16 protein-coding genes are annotated in these 16,733 nt (G+C 36.0%); 9 read left to right on the top strand and 7 right to left on the bottom strand.

Annotation, left to right across the window (positions count from 1 at the left end; genetic code table 11):
* Nucleotides 1-27: 27 nt before the first annotated feature.
* From MTQ00_RS11990 to MTQ00_RS11970, 5 genes are all read left to right on the top strand, one after another.
* Entirely contained in the window at nt 28-483 is a 456-nt protein-coding gene (locus tag MTQ00_RS11990; protein ID WP_273649274.1) for a DUF1801 domain-containing protein, read from the top strand.
* The gene (locus tag MTQ00_RS11985) at nt 461-1,111 is read left to right on the top strand and encodes a YiiX/YebB-like N1pC/P60 family cysteine hydrolase (RefSeq protein ID WP_273649272.1); all 651 of its coding nucleotides are present in this window, start codon (nt 461-463) and stop codon (nt 1,109-1,111) included. Before MTQ00_RS11990 ends, MTQ00_RS11985 begins: the two co-directional genes overlap by 23 nt.
* Before the next feature lie 158 nt (nt 1,112-1,269).
* Nucleotides 1,270-1,581, top strand: coding sequence for an NIL domain-containing protein (locus tag MTQ00_RS11980; protein WP_172280263.1), 312 nt, complete (start codon nt 1,270-1,272; stop codon nt 1,579-1,581).
* A 113-nt stretch (nt 1,582-1,694) separates the two neighbouring features.
* Nucleotides 1,695-2,249 carry a LemA family protein gene (locus MTQ00_RS11975; RefSeq protein ID WP_172280261.1) on the top strand — a complete coding sequence of 185 codons (555 nt, stop codon included), beginning with the start codon at nt 1,695-1,697 and terminating at the stop codon, nt 2,247-2,249.
* 3 nt (nt 2,250-2,252) lie between these two features.
* A complete protein-coding gene (locus MTQ00_RS11970) occupies nt 2,253-4,181 on the top strand; it encodes a DUF2207 domain-containing protein (RefSeq protein WP_273649270.1) in 1,929 nt (642 codons plus the stop codon).
* Nucleotides 4,182-4,250: 69 nt separating this feature from the next.
* Here the strand turns inward: MTQ00_RS11970 and murA are convergent, their stop codons facing one another.
* Both murA and MTQ00_RS11960 read right to left on the bottom strand, forming a co-directional pair.
* The gene (murA, locus tag MTQ00_RS11965) at nt 4,251-5,558 is read right to left on the bottom strand and encodes a UDP-N-acetylglucosamine 1-carboxyvinyltransferase (RefSeq protein ID WP_172280257.1); all 1,308 of its coding nucleotides are present in this window, start codon (nt 5,556-5,558) and stop codon (nt 4,251-4,253) included.
* Nucleotides 5,559-6,218: a DUF4290 domain-containing protein gene (locus MTQ00_RS11960; protein WP_172280255.1), complete on the bottom strand. Its 660-nt coding sequence runs from the start codon at nt 6,216-6,218 to the stop codon at nt 5,559-5,561.
* 189 nt (nt 6,219-6,407) lie between these two features.
* Here MTQ00_RS11960 and MTQ00_RS11955 point away from each other — a divergent pair, with 189 nt between their 5' ends.
* Nucleotides 6,408-7,841, top strand: coding sequence for an alpha-amylase (locus MTQ00_RS11955; RefSeq protein ID WP_273649267.1), 1,434 nt, complete (start codon nt 6,408-6,410; stop codon nt 7,839-7,841).
* 176 nt (nt 7,842-8,017) lie between these two features.
* Here MTQ00_RS11955 and MTQ00_RS11950 read toward each other — a convergent pair whose 3' ends face one another.
* Both MTQ00_RS11950 and MTQ00_RS11945 read right to left on the bottom strand, forming a co-directional pair.
* Entirely contained in the window at nt 8,018-8,431 is a 414-nt protein-coding gene (locus MTQ00_RS11950; RefSeq protein WP_273649265.1) for a thiol-disulfide oxidoreductase DCC family protein, read from the bottom strand.
* Nucleotides 8,432-8,441: 10 nt separating this feature from the next.
* The gene (locus tag MTQ00_RS11945; protein ID WP_273649263.1) at nt 8,442-8,903 is read right to left on the bottom strand and encodes a heme-binding domain-containing protein; all 462 of its coding nucleotides are present in this window, start codon (nt 8,901-8,903) and stop codon (nt 8,442-8,444) included.
* A gap of 286 nt (nt 8,904-9,189) precedes the next feature.
* On the opposite strand from MTQ00_RS11945, the gene katG reads away from it, so the two are divergent.
* The gene (gene katG / locus MTQ00_RS11940) at nt 9,190-11,466 is read left to right on the top strand and encodes a catalase/peroxidase HPI (protein ID WP_273649261.1); all 2,277 of its coding nucleotides are present in this window, start codon (nt 9,190-9,192) and stop codon (nt 11,464-11,466) included.
* 486 nt (nt 11,467-11,952) lie between these two features.
* Nucleotides 11,953-13,422: a S41 family peptidase gene (locus tag MTQ00_RS11935; RefSeq protein WP_273649260.1), complete on the top strand. Its 1,470-nt coding sequence runs from the start codon at nt 11,953-11,955 to the stop codon at nt 13,420-13,422.
* Nucleotides 13,423-13,510: 88 nt separating this feature from the next.
* On the opposite strand, the gene MTQ00_RS11930 is transcribed toward MTQ00_RS11935, so the two are convergent.
* Both MTQ00_RS11930 and MTQ00_RS11925 read right to left on the bottom strand, forming a co-directional pair.
* Nucleotides 13,511-13,825, bottom strand: a complete 315-nt coding sequence (locus MTQ00_RS11930; protein WP_273649258.1) for a hypothetical protein — start codon at nt 13,823-13,825, stop codon at nt 13,511-13,513.
* 53 nt (nt 13,826-13,878) lie between these two features.
* Nucleotides 13,879-14,352 carry a hypothetical protein gene (locus tag MTQ00_RS11925; RefSeq protein ID WP_273649257.1) on the bottom strand — a complete coding sequence of 158 codons (474 nt, stop codon included), beginning with the start codon at nt 14,350-14,352 and terminating at the stop codon, nt 13,879-13,881.
* Nucleotides 14,353-14,822: 470 nt separating this feature from the next.
* Between MTQ00_RS11925 and der the strand changes: the two genes are divergently transcribed.
* Nucleotides 14,823-16,133, top strand: coding sequence for a ribosome biogenesis GTPase Der (gene der / locus MTQ00_RS11920; protein ID WP_172280246.1), 1,311 nt, complete (start codon nt 14,823-14,825; stop codon nt 16,131-16,133).
* Nucleotides 16,134-16,248: 115 nt separating this feature from the next.
* On the opposite strand, the gene MTQ00_RS11915 is transcribed toward der, so the two are convergent.
* Nucleotides 16,249-16,731 carry a GNAT family N-acetyltransferase gene (locus tag MTQ00_RS11915; protein WP_273649254.1) on the bottom strand — a complete coding sequence of 161 codons (483 nt, stop codon included), beginning with the start codon at nt 16,729-16,731 and terminating at the stop codon, nt 16,249-16,251.
* Nucleotides 16,732-16,733: the final 2 nt, after the last annotated feature.

Here is a 16,733-nt window from a genome sequence, read left to right as displayed (position 1 = left end):
TTTGAAAACTGATAAAACTGAACGAATATGCAAATCCATACAACCTCTATAGAAGAGTATATCGCCCGGATTCCTGAAGAAAGGAAAGAGGCTTTTAAAAAACTGTTTGATGCTGTAAACAATAATTTACCCAAAGGCTTTAGTAGCAATACTGGTTATGGAATGGTAGGGTGGGGCGTTCCGTTGGAAACTTATCCCGCCGGATACCATTGTACACCCGGATCACCTCTTCCGTTTATCAGCCTGGCTTCCCAAAAGAATTTTATTGCTCTCTATCATATGGGAATCTACGCAAAGCCGGATCTTCTGGAGTGGTTTGTTGAAGAATTTCCGAAGCATTCAACGAAAAAGCTTGATATGGGGAAATCCTGTATCCGTTTTAAAAAAATGGAGGATATTCCTTTTGAACTAATTGCTGAGCTAAGTAAAAAAATGACCGTCGAAGACTGGATTGAATGTTATGAATCAAATTTTAAAAAATAACCCGGTTTATCCTGTTGTATGCATTGTTCTTTTATTTCTGATATCAGCATGCAAAAGCATTAAAAATGAAGATCTTAAAAATGGGGATTTACTTTTTGTAACGGCAAAAGAGTCTGGTTTGTCGGGAGCGATCAATAATGTAACACAAAGGCAAAAAAATGCTTCTTTTGATCATATCGGTATTCTGAAAAAAGAAGGTAATGCATTTTTTGTATTGCATGCAGCGCCTGAAGGAGGATCTCAAAAACAGTCCCTTAAAAATTTTGTAAAGGATCAGGTGAAGGATCAGCAAAATGTTGTAGTGTACCGGCTAAAAGATAATTATCAATATACCATTCCGTCTGCTATTGCAAAAGCTGAATCAATGATCGGGAAACCTTATAATTTCAATTATATTCTGGATGACAATTCCTATTATTGTTCGGATTTTATTGAAAGAGCATTTAGAGAGTATCATATTTTTAAGCTGGAGCCGATGACATTTATTGATCCTAAGACAGTAAAGACCAACCTGTTCTGGGAAGAATTCTATGAAAAAAAGAAAATTAAAGTACCTGAAGGAGAACCCGGTTGTAATCCTAATGGATTGGCTGCCTCAGATAAATTGGAAAGAATAAAACAGTTGTAAAAATAAGGAGAAGTGAAGAGCTTCTCTTTTTTTATGTTAAAATTGAAAAATATTAGTCTACTAATTTGGTGGACTAATATTTTTTTATATTTTTGCTAAAGATTTAACGCAATAAGAAAATGTGAAATCAAAGTAGTCTAACCAAAAAAAGTTGAGTGATGATAACACCAAATCCGAACCTGCAGGTTTTACAAAATAAAATTAACCTGCCAAAAAAAGAATTAATACTGGAAATAGAATTAAATGGCAAAATGAAGTTTGAAAACATTCTGAATGTCATTTATAACCAGTTCGGAATTTGTCACAGGGTGTTATCTGCCAATGTGGAATATATAGAGGGACGTAATTTTGGTTCAGTACAGTTGTACATTAATGCAGATTCAGATGATTGCCGGCAGCTTGAGCATTATCTGAATAAAAATAAACTTTTAAATACCAGTGTGGAGTATACCTGCAGGAAGTATTTTTAGGGGAGATTCATATAGTTTTAATTACGAAAGTGTTCCGGTTTACCGGGCACTTTTTTTTATGGTAAACAGTATCTGAAAAAATAGTACTTTTAACTACAATAAATTAAAAATCTATGACCATACTAATTATCATTGTCGCTGTAATTGTTTTGTTTCTTTTATATGGAGTTTCTATTTATAATCGTTTGGTGAAACTGAGGAACCTGGTTCAGGAAGGGTGGAGCAGTATTGATGTTATGCTTAAAAAACGGCATGATCTTATTCCGAACCTTGTAGAAACGGTGAAAGGATATGCAACCCACGAGCGTGAAACTTTAGATAGTGTTACAAGAGCGAGGTCTCAGGCTATAGGAGCTAATTCTGTTGAAGCTAAGGAAGCAGCTGAAAAAAATCTGAACCAAGCCATGATGAATCTTTTTGCCGTAGCTGAACAGTATCCTGATCTGAAAGCCAATACCAATTTTCAGCAGCTGCAATCGGAGCTTACTTCTATAGAGAATGATATTGAAAAATCAAGAAGGTATTACAACGGAACGGTTCGTGAGAATAACACGCTGGTAGAATCTTTTCCAAGTAATATCATTGCTAATATGTATAAATTTGAAAAATCTGCCTTCTTTGAATTACAAAATATAGCTGAAAGAGAAGTTCCATCTGTGAAATTTTAAGCAATGAAAAAAAATCTGTTGCTTTTTGTTCTGTTAGCATTTGTATTGGGTTTTAGTCAGGAAGAGCCCCGGCGTCCCGATCAAATGGCCATGGTAGAAAATACCGAAAAAATTCTCTCCTTTCATTCTGATATTGATGTCGATAAAAGTTCCGGTCTTACGATAAAGGAAGATATCAAAGTTCATAGTCTGGGAGATCAGATTAAACGAGGGATCTATCGGGCATTGCCGCTTTCCAGAAATCTGAATAACAAAAATCAGAAAGTTAAGTATACCATCCTCTCCATTAAAAAAAATGGAGTAGAAGAAGATTATCATGACGTTATAGAAGATGGCTTTTTAAAAATATATGTTGGAAATAAAGACATTATACTGAATCCGGGAGATTATGAATATGAGATCAGGTATAAAACAGAGAACCAGATCGGTTTTTTTGATAAATATGATGAGGTTTACTGGAATGTAAACGGAACCTATTGGGATTTTGATATTGATTTTGTCTCTGCTAAAATTAATCTTCCGGAGGGCGCTAAAATACTTCAGAACTCCTGTTATACAGGAGCGTATGGCAGCAGTTCGCAGAACTGTACTGTAAAGGTTTTGTCTGATCGTTCGATAGAATGGACCGCGGCAGATCTTAAGTCTAATGAAGGGCTTACTGTGGCCGTAGGATTTAATAAAGGAGTGATGATTCCTCCTCCGCCACCCACTTTCTTTGAAAAGTTTGGAATTTTAATTGGTGGGTTTATCGTTTTTATCGGATTGATCTTCTATTATTACTCAACATGGAGAAAATATGGCGTGGATCCTGAAAAACCAATAGTTTATCCGCAGTTTAATGTTCCCGAAAATCTTTCTCCTGCTTCTTTAGGGTATTTGAGAAATGAGAATTTCAAAAATAAATATCTGACGGCAGCTATTGTCAATCTGGCCATAAAAGGATATGTTCAGATCATTGAAGGAGAAGATTCCGGAATTCTTGGTCTTTTCAGTTCAAAAATATTTACCCTTAAAAAATTGAAAGAAGCAGATGAGTCTTTACCAAAAGAAGAAATTAATCTCATGAATACGCTTTTTTCAGATAACATCGATACTGTAAAGTTTGATGGGAAATATGATTCCAGAATTGAAAGAGTGGTTACGAATTTTAAGGAAACGCTGAAATTCCAACATGATAAATTTCTCAATGAAGGAAATAACACAGGAAAATTAGTATTGCCTACTTTACTTATTACAATAGTGTATATGCTTGGATTATATATAAGTTATACTATTTATCCGGAAGCGGAAAAGGTTGTCATCGGAATTGCGGTGTATGTTATACTTTTTGTGGCATTTATTTTAGTTGCATTTTTATTTAAAAGCCTTTCCTGGAAATTTCTCATTCCAATTCCATTTTGCATACTATTTGGAATAGGTAGCTTAATCAGTAACGGTCATGAAATAACTGAAAGCAGTAATTTCAATATCTGTTATATTTTCATTGCCCTGGCATTTACTTCACTGATGATCTATCAATATCTGATCAAAAGGCCGTCAGAAGAGAAATTACAGAAAAAATCACTGATTGAAGGTTTCAAAATGTATATGGGAGCAGCGGAAAATGAACAGTTGAAATTCCATAATCCACCACAATTGACACCGCAGGTTTTTGAAACTCTTCTGCCCTTTGCTATGGTTTTGGGAGTAGATGAAATCTGGGGTGAAAAATTTGATACCTTGTTGAAAAATATGGCTAACGGAACAGAATATGTTCATAGCTGGTATATTGGAAATTCTATAAATCATTATAACTTTGGAAATACATTGAACTCGAGCCTTACCAAATCTATACAATCTGCATCTACACAACCTTCCAGTTCCGGAAGCGGATCTGGCGGTGGAGGTTTCTCCGGCGGCGGCGGAGGTGGCGGTGGAGGCGGCGGCTGGTAAACCAGGCCTTATAAAAAGAAAAAGCGTTCAGGACCCCTGAACGCTTTTATATTGTAAACAAATGTTTTTTTATATTCTTTCGATATCCGCTCCAATTGCTTTCAGTCTTCCGTCGATATTTTCGTATCCTCTGTCAATCTGTTCAATATTGTGGATAATAGATTTTCCCTCGGCAGATAAAGCTGCAATAAGAAGAGCATTTCCGGCTCTGATATCCGGGGAAACCATGGTTGTCCCACGAAGAGGAGCTTCCTGGTTAAGGCCAATTACGGTCGCTCTGTGTGGATCACATAGAATAATCTGCGCTCCCATATCAATTAACTTATCTACAAAAAACAATCTTGATTCAAACATTTTCTGATGAACCAGAATGCTTCCTTTCGCCTGTGTAGCAACTACCAGGATAATAGAAAGAAGGTCAGGAGTGAATCCCGGCCATGGAGCATCCGAAATAGTAAGGATAGATCCATCAATGAATTTCTGAATTTTATAATTTTCCTGAGCAGGAATATAAATGTCATCATTGCTTTGTTCAAGCTGGATTCCCAATTTTCTGAAGGTATTAGGGATTACTCCCAGCTGATTCCAGTTTACATTTTTTATAGTAAGTTCGGATTTTGTCATTGCAGCAAGACCAATCCATGAACCTATTTCTACCATGTCGGGAAGCATCGTATGTTCCGTACCTCGCAGATGGGTAACTCCTTCAATCGTTAATAGGTTTGAACCTATTCCGGAAATATTAGCTCCCATTCTGTTCAGCATCTTACAAAGTTGCTGAAGATAAGGTTCACAAGCTGCATTGTAAATTCTTGTTTTTCCTTTCGCCAATACTGCTGCCATAACAATGTTTGCAGTACCGGTTACTGAAGCCTCCTCCAGTAAGATGAATTTCCCGTTGAGCTCCTTAGCTTTTAAAGAGTAAAAATATTCTTCTTCGTCATAGTGAAATTCGGCACCTAATTCTACTAACCCCTGGAAATGAGTGTCCAGTCGTCGTCGTCCGATTTTGTCTCCACCCGGAGTTGGCATATAAGCTTCACCATATCTGGCCAGCATAGGGCCCATAAGCATAATAGAACCGCGTAATTTAGCACCGTCCTTTTTGAATTCGCTGGATTTTACATAGTCGAAATTAACGTGATCAGCCTTAAAAGTGTAATTTCCAGGCCCGTTTTTAGTGATTTTTACACCAAAATCGCCCAGAATTTCAATTAACCTGTTTACGTCGTGAATGTCAGGAATGTTTTTAATGGTTACCTCCTCATCAGTTAGTAAAACTGCACATAAAATTTGTAAAGCTTCATTTTTTGCCCCTTGTGGAGTAATTTCACCTTGCAGTCTTTTTCCTCCTCTTATTTGAAACGTTCCACTCATTTACTTTCTGTTTTTATGGTTGTTATTGTTATGTCTTCTTTTGTTGGTTTGATTTTTATTATTGCTGTTGCGATTACTATTGTTATTGTTGTTGCCTCGGTTGTTGGTATTGTAATAGATTTTACTTTTCTCCAGGGATTCTATACCTGTAAGGTCCAGTCTGTTTTCCGAAAGCTCTTTCAAATGACGGAAAATCACATCATCAGTAACATGCTCTTTATTATAAACATTATAGGATTTCTTCATGTTGTTGGCAATCACTTCAATAAGAGCTTCTTTTTCATCTCCGGCCTCAAGCTCTATAGCCTTTTCAATTAATTGAAGAATACTTTTTCCGTAAAATTTAAAATCACCCTGAAGTTTCGGGTATTCCATTCTCTTTGGCTTTTCTTCAAGCTGTTCTTTCGTCGGAAAAGGATAAGGAGAATCTACATCAAGATCATGATTGGCTAAAATGTAAAGATGATCCCAAAGCTTATGTTTATAATTTTCTTCGTCGCGAAGTTGTGGGTTTCTTTGTCCCATAAAATCGATGATTGCCATTGCCATTTCATTTCTCTCCTCTTTAGAAGGGAGTTCTTTGCAACGCTCAACCAACTGTTGTATAATTCTGCCGTATTCCGGCATATTAAGTTGCGTTTTTTGGGTGTTATATTCCATAATATGCAAATATATGGATTAAAAGAAAAATTGTGCCGATAATCTTAAAAGTTTATGATTTTTTAATGAAAATTTATGATACTATTTTAGAGCATATTTTTGAGTCTAAGTAAATTTATTCACGTTAAGTGGAATTTATTTTAATAAAAGTGTAATTTAGTTATTATATTAATAATTAAAAAACGGACTATGAAAAAAACATCTTTCTTATTTTCATTAATGGCTTTAGGAATCATGAATTCCTGTGAAACCAATGATGAAGGAGTCGGAAACACTTCGGGGGAACAAGAAGTTCATTCCAAAATAGTACAGGTCACTCGTCATGATGGAAGGCCGTTCAGTACTGGAAAGGAGTCAGTAAATGGTAAATTTGTTGCAGGTCCGGGAGGAAGTGTTCTGATGCAGGGTTTCTACTGGGATGTTCCGGATGGCGGAAACTGGTGGAATACAGTAAAAGATAAACTTACCGGTTGGTCCAATGCAGGAATAGGGGCAGTTTGGTTACCTCCCGCATCCAAAGCGCAGAACGGAGCTTATTCAATGGGATATGATCCTACCGACTATTATGATTTTGGAAACTTTAATCAAAACGGAAGTGTAGAAACCCGTTTTGGTTCAAGAGCTGAGCTGGAAGCATTGATCACTAAAGCCCATTCAGAAAATATGCAGGTCTATGCGGATATTGTGATCAACCATAACAGTGGAGGGCAGTCGGAAGCAAATCCTTATACTGGAACCAATACATGGACGAATTTTTCAGGAATAGCTTCAGGAAAATTTACCAGAAACTACAATGATTTTTATAAAAATGCCTACGGAAATAACGACGAAGGCTCTTTCGGCGGTTTTCCGGATTTATGCCATGCTAATCCCCATGTGCAGGACTGGCTTTGGGGAAGAGACGATTCCGTTGGTAAATACTATAAGAATGTAATGAAGTTCGACGGTTGGAGATTTGATTATGTAAAAGGTTTTGGTGCGTGGGTGGTTAATAATTGGAATGCAAAGGTAGGTGGCTTTTCGGTAGGAGAATTATGGGATTCCAATGTTAATACACTGGAATCATGGGCAAATAATGCAAACAGTTCTGTATTTGATTTTGCGGCCTATTATAAAATGGATGAAGCATTTGATAACGGAAATCTCAATGTTTTGAATGATGATATGATGTGGAAAAGAAATCCATATAAAGCCGTTACTTTTGTCGCCAACCATGATACTGATATTATTTATAATAAGATGCCAGCATATGCTTATATCCTGACTCATGAAGGGTATCCTACCATATTTTACAGGGATTACGAGGAGTGGCTTAATAAAGAAAGATTAAATAATCTCATCTGGATTCATAACAATAAAGCAACAGGGACAACCTCTATTCTCTACACAGATAATGATGAATATATTGCGAGACGTAACGGGTATAATGGTAATCCTGGCCTGGTGGTGTATATTAACACTTCATCAAGCTGGCAGGAAAGATGGGTAGACACCAATTGGAGCAATCAGCAGATCAAGGATTTTACAGGAGCATCAACCTGGTATCCTACAACACAGGCTGATAAGAGAGTGAAAATTCAATGTCCTCCTAATAGTTATTCTGTTTGGTCATTAAATCAATAATTGTAGAACAGAATCGTAAACTTAGTTAATAAATTCCGGAGAGATTTTGTTATGTTGAATAACGAAGTGAAGTTAGAATTTTAGAATTTCGATACGAAAATCAGAATATGTAATATTACTTAATGGCAGGTATTGTGAAATCATATCATGATACTTGCCATTTCTAATTCAGGAATTTAAACTTCTATAAACTTTCTTTTCTGATTTTGATCAGGCAGATAGCATTTTTGAGCAGCAAGTTTCATTCTGTTTCTTGAAATCAAATCATATACCTTATCACTTAAGAAAGTCGGTATGATTTTTCCGGCCGCAATAAGTTGGTATACGCCACCCAGGAGTTGAGCAATCTGAAGAACAGCTCTAGATTTTACCAGATAATACTGATTAGGTTTCCAAAGATACATCGTATTGAAAACAGTAGTCTCCAATCCTCTTTCTGATAAGAACTTCTGGCCGAAATCCGATTGTAAAGAAGCAAAAAGGAATTTGTTTTTTTTGTCGCGTTCCAGGATCCACTGTACCCAGAAATTACAAACTCCACAATCTCCGTCAAAGAAGACAATATATTTATCCTGCCAATTTTCCTGCATAACACTTTTTTTAAAATACCATCGACCGTTCCGTTTCTGCTTTTACTTTTTTAAAATATTGTATAAGCTGCTTTCTCTGTTCAGGGGTTAATTTTGCGTCCTGATGACCGACAATATAGGATTCCAGAGGCATTTCCTCTTTCTCAATCATTTCAATACATTCCTGCAATTTGTGTGCCTGTCTTTCAGGTTCATACATTGCAAAGGTAGAGAAATTTAAATTCTTTCTGCCTTCATCAATATGATTTTTGAGAAACCACGATGAAGGAGCAATGCTTGAGTACCATGGATACTTCGTTTCGTTGGAGTGACAGTCGTAGCACGATGTACGGATGAGTTTGGCGACCTCAGGTTGTGTTTTTTTTATTTTTAAAAAATCCATACCCGGATTCAGCGGTGGATTGGTCTTGTCAATAGGAAAAAACTGAATGATAATAAAAGCTACCAGAAGGATGATCAATATTTTTTTCATGCTTTTGAATTTTAGTGTTTATATGTTTAAATGTAATCTTTTTTTCCTTATTATGAAGGATAGAATCATTCTAAATAGGAGGCCTGTGTTTTGATTTTGCTTCATTTTCAATTAAATATAGCTAACTTATTGCAATAAATAAGACAAGGGCTGTAGAAGTTTTATTATAGTTTTTAACTATCGTAAAAATTTTATCAATAGATCGTATTTATTGAATGGGTTGTTGTAAGTTTGTCTTGTTCAGATCAGATAAACGGTATTAATCAATATTAAAATTTAAACGACAATGGAAAAAGATTCAAATGACATCAGTAAATGTCCGTTTCATAATGGAACAATGAAACAAAATGTAGCTGGTGGCGGAACTCAAAATCAACAATGGTGGCCTAATCAGTTAAGAGTTGATATTTTACGTCAGCATTCCTCTTTATCAGATCCCATGGATAAAGATTTTAATTATGCTGAAGCATTTAAAAGCCTGGATCTTGAAGCTGTAAAAAGAGATCTTCATGCATTAATGACGGATTCACAGGATTGGTGGCCTGCAGACTTCGGACACTATGGTCCTTTGTTTATCCGTATGGCATGGCATAGTGCCGGAACTTATCGTGTGGGAGACGGAAGAGGAGGAGCCGGAGCAGGTCAGCAGCGTTTTGCACCATTGAATAGCTGGCCGGATAACGTAAGTCTGGATAAAGCAAGAAGGTTACTTTGGCCTATAAAACAAAAATATGGTAAAAATATATCATGGGCGGATCTTTTGATTCTCACCGGTAATATTGCGTTAGAGTCCATGGGTTTTAAAACGTTTGGATATGCAGGAGGCCGTGAAGATGTCTGGGAACCGGATATGGATGTGTACTGGGGCTCCGAAACAACATGGCTGGGAGGCGATCTCCGATATGCACATGGTTCTGAGGGAGTAGTGGAAAATCATGCTGTGTTACCAACAGATGATGACGCGGATGGAAAAGTACATTCCAGAAATCTTGAAAAGCCTTTGGCAGCAGTACAAATGGGACTTATCTATGTAAATCCTGAAGGTCCGGATGGAAATCCAGACCCAATCCTTGCAGCTAAAGATATTCGTGATACATTCGGGCGTATGGCGATGAATGATGAAGAGACTGTGGCCCTTATTGCAGGAGGACATACCTTCGGTAAAACACATGGTGCAGGACCGGCCGACCATGTAGATAAAGAACCTGAAGGAGCAGGTATTGAATTGCAAGGGCTCGGATGGGCGAGCAGTTATAAATCCGGAAAAGGAGCAGATGCGATCAGCAGCGGGCTGGAAGTAACCTGGACAGAAACTCCTACCCAATGGAGTAATTACTTCTTCAAAAATCTTTTTGAAAATGAATGGGAACTTACCAAGAGCCCTGCAGGAGCTCATCAATGGGTAGCGAAAGATGGAGCTGAGATCATTCCTGATGCATTCGATTCTTCTAAAAAACATAAACCTACCATGCTTACAACGGACCTTTCCCTAAGATTTGATCCGGTTTACGAAAAGATATCAAGACATTTTTACGAGAATCCTGATGCTTTGGCTAAAGCGTTTGCAAAAGCATGGTTCAAACTTACGCACAGAGATATGGGGCCAAGAGCCCGCTATCTTGGACCGGATGTGCCGGATGAAGTACTGATCTGGCAAGATCCTATCCCTGCGGTAAATCATGCCTTAATAGATGGTTCTGATATTGAAACTTTGAAAGGGAAAATATTTGATTCGGGGTTAAGTTCTCAGGAACTGATCACAACTGCATGGGGTTCGGCTTCGACTTTCAGAGGAAGTGATAAGCGGGGAGGAGCAAACGGAGCAAGAATTCGCTTAGCTCCTCAAAAAGATTGGGAAGTGAATAATCCTGTACAATTACAAAAAGTTCTGAATGTGTTGGAAAATATTCAGGCAGAATTTAATGCTTCACAGACTTCCGGTAAGAAGGTTTCTTTAGCAGATCTTATTGTTTTAGGAGGAACAGCAGCTGTAGAAAAAGCAGCAAGAGCTGCAGGGCACGATATTTCGGTTTCCTTCACGCCTGGCCGTATGGATGCTTCTCAGGAGCAGACGGATATTGAATCGATGGGATATCTGGAGCCGGCAGCAGATGGTTTCCGTAATTATTTAAAAAGGAAATATACGGTTTCTACTGAAGCCCTATTAATTGATAAAGCGCAATTGCTGACCCTTACTGCTCCCGAACTTACAGTATTAATCGGTGGAATGAGAGCATTAGATGCTAATTTTGACGGCTCTAAAAACGGGGTGTTTACAGATCGTCCTGGAGTTCTTACCAATGATTTCTTTGTCAATCTGCTTGATATGGGAACTCAATGGAAAGCAGCCTCTGGTGACAATGAATTATACCTGGGAACTGATCGTAAAAGCGGACAGCCAAGGTGGACAGCTACCCGTGCTGATCTCGTATTTGGATCCAATTCAGAATTAAGAGCAATTGCGGAAGTATATGCAAGTGCTGATGCACAAGAAAAATTTGTAAAAGATTTTGCTGCAGCATGGACAAAGGTGATGAATTTGGACCGCTTTGATATAGCTTAATTTTATAGTTGTATTAAATATATAATAACGAGCCATCCTGATAAGGGTGGCTTTTTTACTGGGGCTCAGATATTTTGCGTTCATAATAAATTAAGTATAGTTAGCTTTCGACTTATGAGGATATGCTAAACGCCATAAATAAAGGCTTTTTAGCCAAATGATATTTATCAGTTTGGGATCAATGGTATGTAATTTGTTTCTTAATTTTTATTTATTCTAATTTAAAACAAAATAATGTTTAAACTTATTCCATTTTTAGTGTTTACACCTTTAGTGATCTGTGGAACATTAACGCTAGTAGTGAAAAACACTATTAAAAGAAATGTTGATCATCTGCGAGATCAACCGTTGGATGATTATAGTAATGCTCGTGGACATCCGAGAAATCCATAGAAGAATCAATATAAAAGGTGTAAGCTTTTTGTTAAATCCAATTTGTAAAGTCATGAAAATCATGATTCATTTTTTAATTCAATTTATAATATTATGATCAAAAAGATATTTGTTTTCTCATTACTATCTTTTTTTACCTCTCTTTTTAGTCAATATTCAATTTCTGAAATAAACAAAGATGCTTATCTTAAAGATTTTGATATTGCTACTGCTATTCTTTTAAATCAGCACCCTAATCCTTATAGATTTCATAGCAAAGAAGCTATTGCAAAGAAGCTGGATTCCCTTCGGAAAGTAATTGAAAAAGATCCCAGCTATATTAATTTTAATATTAATAATCCTGGAAGGGTATTAGGTGACGGACATATTTCTTTTATTCCAGATTCTAATTATCATGAAGACTACCTTAATTCTACTTATTTTTTTCCACTAATTACTTATGTTAACAACGGAAATATTTATGTAAATGCAGATAATAAATACAACATTGAGGTTGGGAGTAAGCTTTTGGAAATTAACAACAGAAGTGTTGCGGATATTTTAAAACAAATTCCTGAACAAGCAGATGGAAATATTAAAGTAGAAGACTTGGATATATCCATGTATGTTTCATTTATTAATGAAAATAAAGATCATACTTTTACGATCAAATATCAGACACTTAACGGAGAACAGAAAAAAGCTAGTCTGGAAGGCATTACATTTACACGATTTAATTACGAATCCCGGCATGCTGTTTTACCAATTGATGTGAGTTCCGAAATCTATGGAATCTTTGGGTATGAAATTAGTCCTGATACATTTTATTTATCTGTAAGATCATTCTCTTATGATGAAAGTTTTTTTTACGAGAAGCTGAAGAAATATTTTCATAAAATTAAAAATAAAAAATACAAAAATCTTGTTGTAGACATCCGTAACAACTCTGGTGGTTCTGTTACCAATATTCCACTTTTGTACTCATTTATGTCAAAAGAAAAGATCTTTACAAACTCTTATAAATACGGGAGTAAAGTCATTGATATCAATTATAGTGATTACCTGATAGATCCCCAAACTGACCGATATTACTCTGAGAAAGACATCAGGGATTCTAATAATTTTATGAGACAACGATTTGATAAATCTGAAAAGGGAGATTATTATTTTGGGAATAACAGGTTGGATGATACCTATATCAAAAACTATCCAAGAGATGGACTGTTTTTCGATGGAAAAGTTATTCTCCTCATTAACAACCGTACATTTTCAGCGGCTACTTACTTTGCTTCTCTGTTTAAAAAGGAAAAACGAGGCGAAATCGTTGGAAAGGAAACGGGTTCTTGTAGTAATTTTACGACGGCAGCCTGGTTTCTTACTTATAAATTACCGAATACTAAAATGACCATATCTATTCCGCGTACAGAAATCTTTTTCAATAATAATGAAAATGATAATATTCCCAATTGCACAGGTGTAATTCCGGACTATAAGATTGATAATAATTTCTTTTTAAAAGTGTTAAAAGAACGAAAAGATCCTGAGTTGCAATATTCGTTACAATTACTTTCTCGTAAATCATAAAGCAAAGTTGACGTTTGTACTTTATAAAATTAATCCGTGGAATAATCTGTTCCACGGATTAATTTTAATAATGAGGTTTCTGTTATTTTTATCTAAAACGTTTTGATTCAAAAATATTGATCGCTACAGAATTGATATTCCCTCCAGATAATCTGGCATATATTGCTCCGTTTTGATAAAAAAAGACCAAGCTGGTATTATTGGCTCCAAAGTTAAAAGTTGCATCAGCTGTATAAGAAGATATACTGGTATCACCATTATCAGATGTTGAACTCGTTACCGGATAGCGAGTTGATGTAGAACCGGAAGCGGAACTGAAATTAGATACTGAAAATCCGGAATTAACTCCGAAATTTATCGTTGCCAGAATATTTGATCCTGTACCAGCCGGACCCAATACCAAACCTGAATAAACTTTGAATGTTACAACACCTTTAGCTGTGATGTCTATAATTTTTATTCCGTAGAATTATTAGGCACTGTGTAGTTGCCATCAAAACTTAAAGCAGTAGGAGAAGAAGGATCATAGGCTTTTACAATATGTCCATTTGCATCAATGTATAGTGGGGCTAACTTATTATAGTTTACACCAGGTCTAACTTTTCCATCCGACTGGTTTTCGGTGGAAGGAGGGTTAATGAGCCTGAGATTAGATCGTGAGCTTTCGCCATACAGATTGAGTAATGCATCATTTACAGCATCAGGTGTCTGATTATCTGGTTTTCCTATGTAGGTCCTGTTATCACCGTAGACTTCTAAATTATTGGAATCTGATACTTTCCCGTTTTGTACATAAAATGTTTTGTCGGTTGAGGCTGTATTTTGAGATTTTACATGTAAGGTCGCATCAGGAACTTGTGTATTAATCCCTACCTGTGCAAAATAGAATGCTGGTAATAAACAAATACTTAAGGTAATGTTTCTTTTCATAACGTAAATTTTAAATTATCAATGTGTTTGTTAGATCTGTTTATGTTGGATATGCTGAAAATTTAAGGAGAGTTTAAAGTTGCTTATCTTAAATAAGTTATAATGTATGAATATAACAATGAATTTTTCTTACAGAAGGAAAAAACATGCCAAAATAATAATAAAATTAAATTTTTAATTTTTCTGATATAAAAGCTAAATTATGATATTTGGTATTTGCTTTTTTTTAAAATATTTTTTCAACTTTCTAAAAAAATTAAATGGATGGTATTTTTGTATTTATTAGTGATATAGAAAATTTTTGATCAGCTAAATTTTATAAAAAATTGAAGGGATTAAATACTTTTAATACTTTGAGTTTCAATTGCTAGATATAAAGCCCTATCTTTGCAAAAAATTGAGCTCCAAAGGTTGGAGTAACTCATTAATAACTTGTCCTGAGAGAATCGAAGGATTATTAAACATTTTTTATGTCAAACATTGTCGCTATCGTTGGGCGTCCCAACGTAGGAAAATCCACATTATTTAACCGTTTCCTGGAGAGAAGAGAAGCTATAGTAGACTCTACTGCAGGTGTTACAAGAGACCGTCATTACGGAAAATCCGACTGGAACGGAGTAGAATTTACGGTAATTGATACCGGAGGCTATGATGTGGGGACAGAGGATATTTTTGAAGAAGAAATCCGTAAACAGGTACAGCTGGCAGTAGATGAAGCTACTTCTATTATTTTTATGCTTAATGTAGAGGAAGGCCTTACAGATACGGATTATGAAATTCATGAATTATTAAGAAGATCCAATAAGCCGGTTTATATTGTTGTAAATAAAGTAGATTCTGCAAAAGAAGAATTGGCAGCTACAGAATTTTATCAGTTAGGAATCGAAAAATATTATACTCTTTCTTCTGCTACAGGATCAGGAACAGGAGATCTGTTAGATGATATCGTTAAAGATTTCCCAACCACGGATTATCAGGACCCTTTTGAAGGATTGCCTAAAATTACGATCGCTGGTCGTCCGAATGTAGGAAAATCCACTTTAACGAATGCTTTATTGGATGTAGAGAGAAATATTGTAACAGATATTGCGGGAACAACCAGAGACAGTATACAAACACTATATAATAAATTCGGGCACGAGTTTGTATTGGTAGATACTGCGGGGATGCGTCGTAAGGCTAAAGTTTCCGAAGATCTTGAGTTTTATTCTGTAATGAGATCAATTCGTTCTATTGAATATTCTGATGTAGTGATCATTATGGTAGATGCTACTCAGGGATGGGAATCTCAGGATATGAATATCTTTGGTTTAGCACAGAAGAACAGAAAAGGAATTGTGATCCTGGTTAACAAATGGGATCTGATTGAAGATAAGCAAACCAATACGATCCGTGATTTTGAAAAAGCAATTAAAGATAAGATCGGGCAGTTCCAGGATATTCCAATTCTGTTTGTATCTGCATTAACGAAACAGAGAATACTGAAGGCGGTAGAAGTGGCGATGCAGGTATATGAAGACCGTAAGAAGAAGATTAAAACTTCGAAATTAAATGAAGTGATGCTTCCTATTTTCGAACAAACTCCACCTCCGGCAAATAAAGGAAAATTCATTAAAATCAAATATTGTGTGCAGCTTCCTACGCCGTCACCGCAGTTTGTATTCTTCTGTAATCTTCCACAATATATAAAAGAACCGTATAAGAGATTTACTGAAAATCAATTGAGAAAAGAATTCGGATTTACCGGAGTTCCTATCGAGGTATATTTCAGACAAAAATAATTACTTCGGCTGCGCTTATTAAAAAAGTGTCACAAAGTAATAATCGATATTTAAAAAGTTCTGGTAAGAATATCTTACCAGAACTTTTTTTCTTTCATCAAATATATTTTATCCTTTACAGCCACTTTTCATACATTAACCGGACAGGTTTATAGCCTTGTTTATCAAGCCAGCTTTGCATAATATGGTTACTGCATAAAGTAAATCTGTAAATTTTCCGGATATTAAAATCTCTATAGGTTTCTTCAAATGCTTTGTTTAGGGCAGTGTAAACTCCGTGTTTTCTATATTCCTGCTTTACATATCCTTCAGAAACATACAGGTCGTCTGCATCTCCTAGTTCAAAGTTGCTGTCATCTTTTTCATCAATATACCCGAATAAAAAACCAATAGCTTTTCCCTCTGCGTCAGCAATAAGAAATGTTCCGTTATTCTCTTCCTCACAGTCGGTCATAAAGCGCAAATAATGTTTTCTGATCTTGCCCCAGTCGGCTGTTTTCTCATTCATTTCCTTTTCAGAAACATGAAGCTCTCCTACCAACTCATCCACAATGGGGAGATGGTCTGATATTTTTATTTTTCGGATTGTAAAGTTCATAA

The sequence above is a fragment of the Chryseobacterium sp. B21-037 genome, assembly GCF_028570785.1.
GTDB lineage: Bacteria > Bacteroidota > Bacteroidia > Flavobacteriales > Weeksellaceae > Chryseobacterium > Chryseobacterium proteolyticum.
Note: the sequence above shows the minus strand (reverse complement) of the source record. Positions and strands in the feature narration are given on the sequence as shown.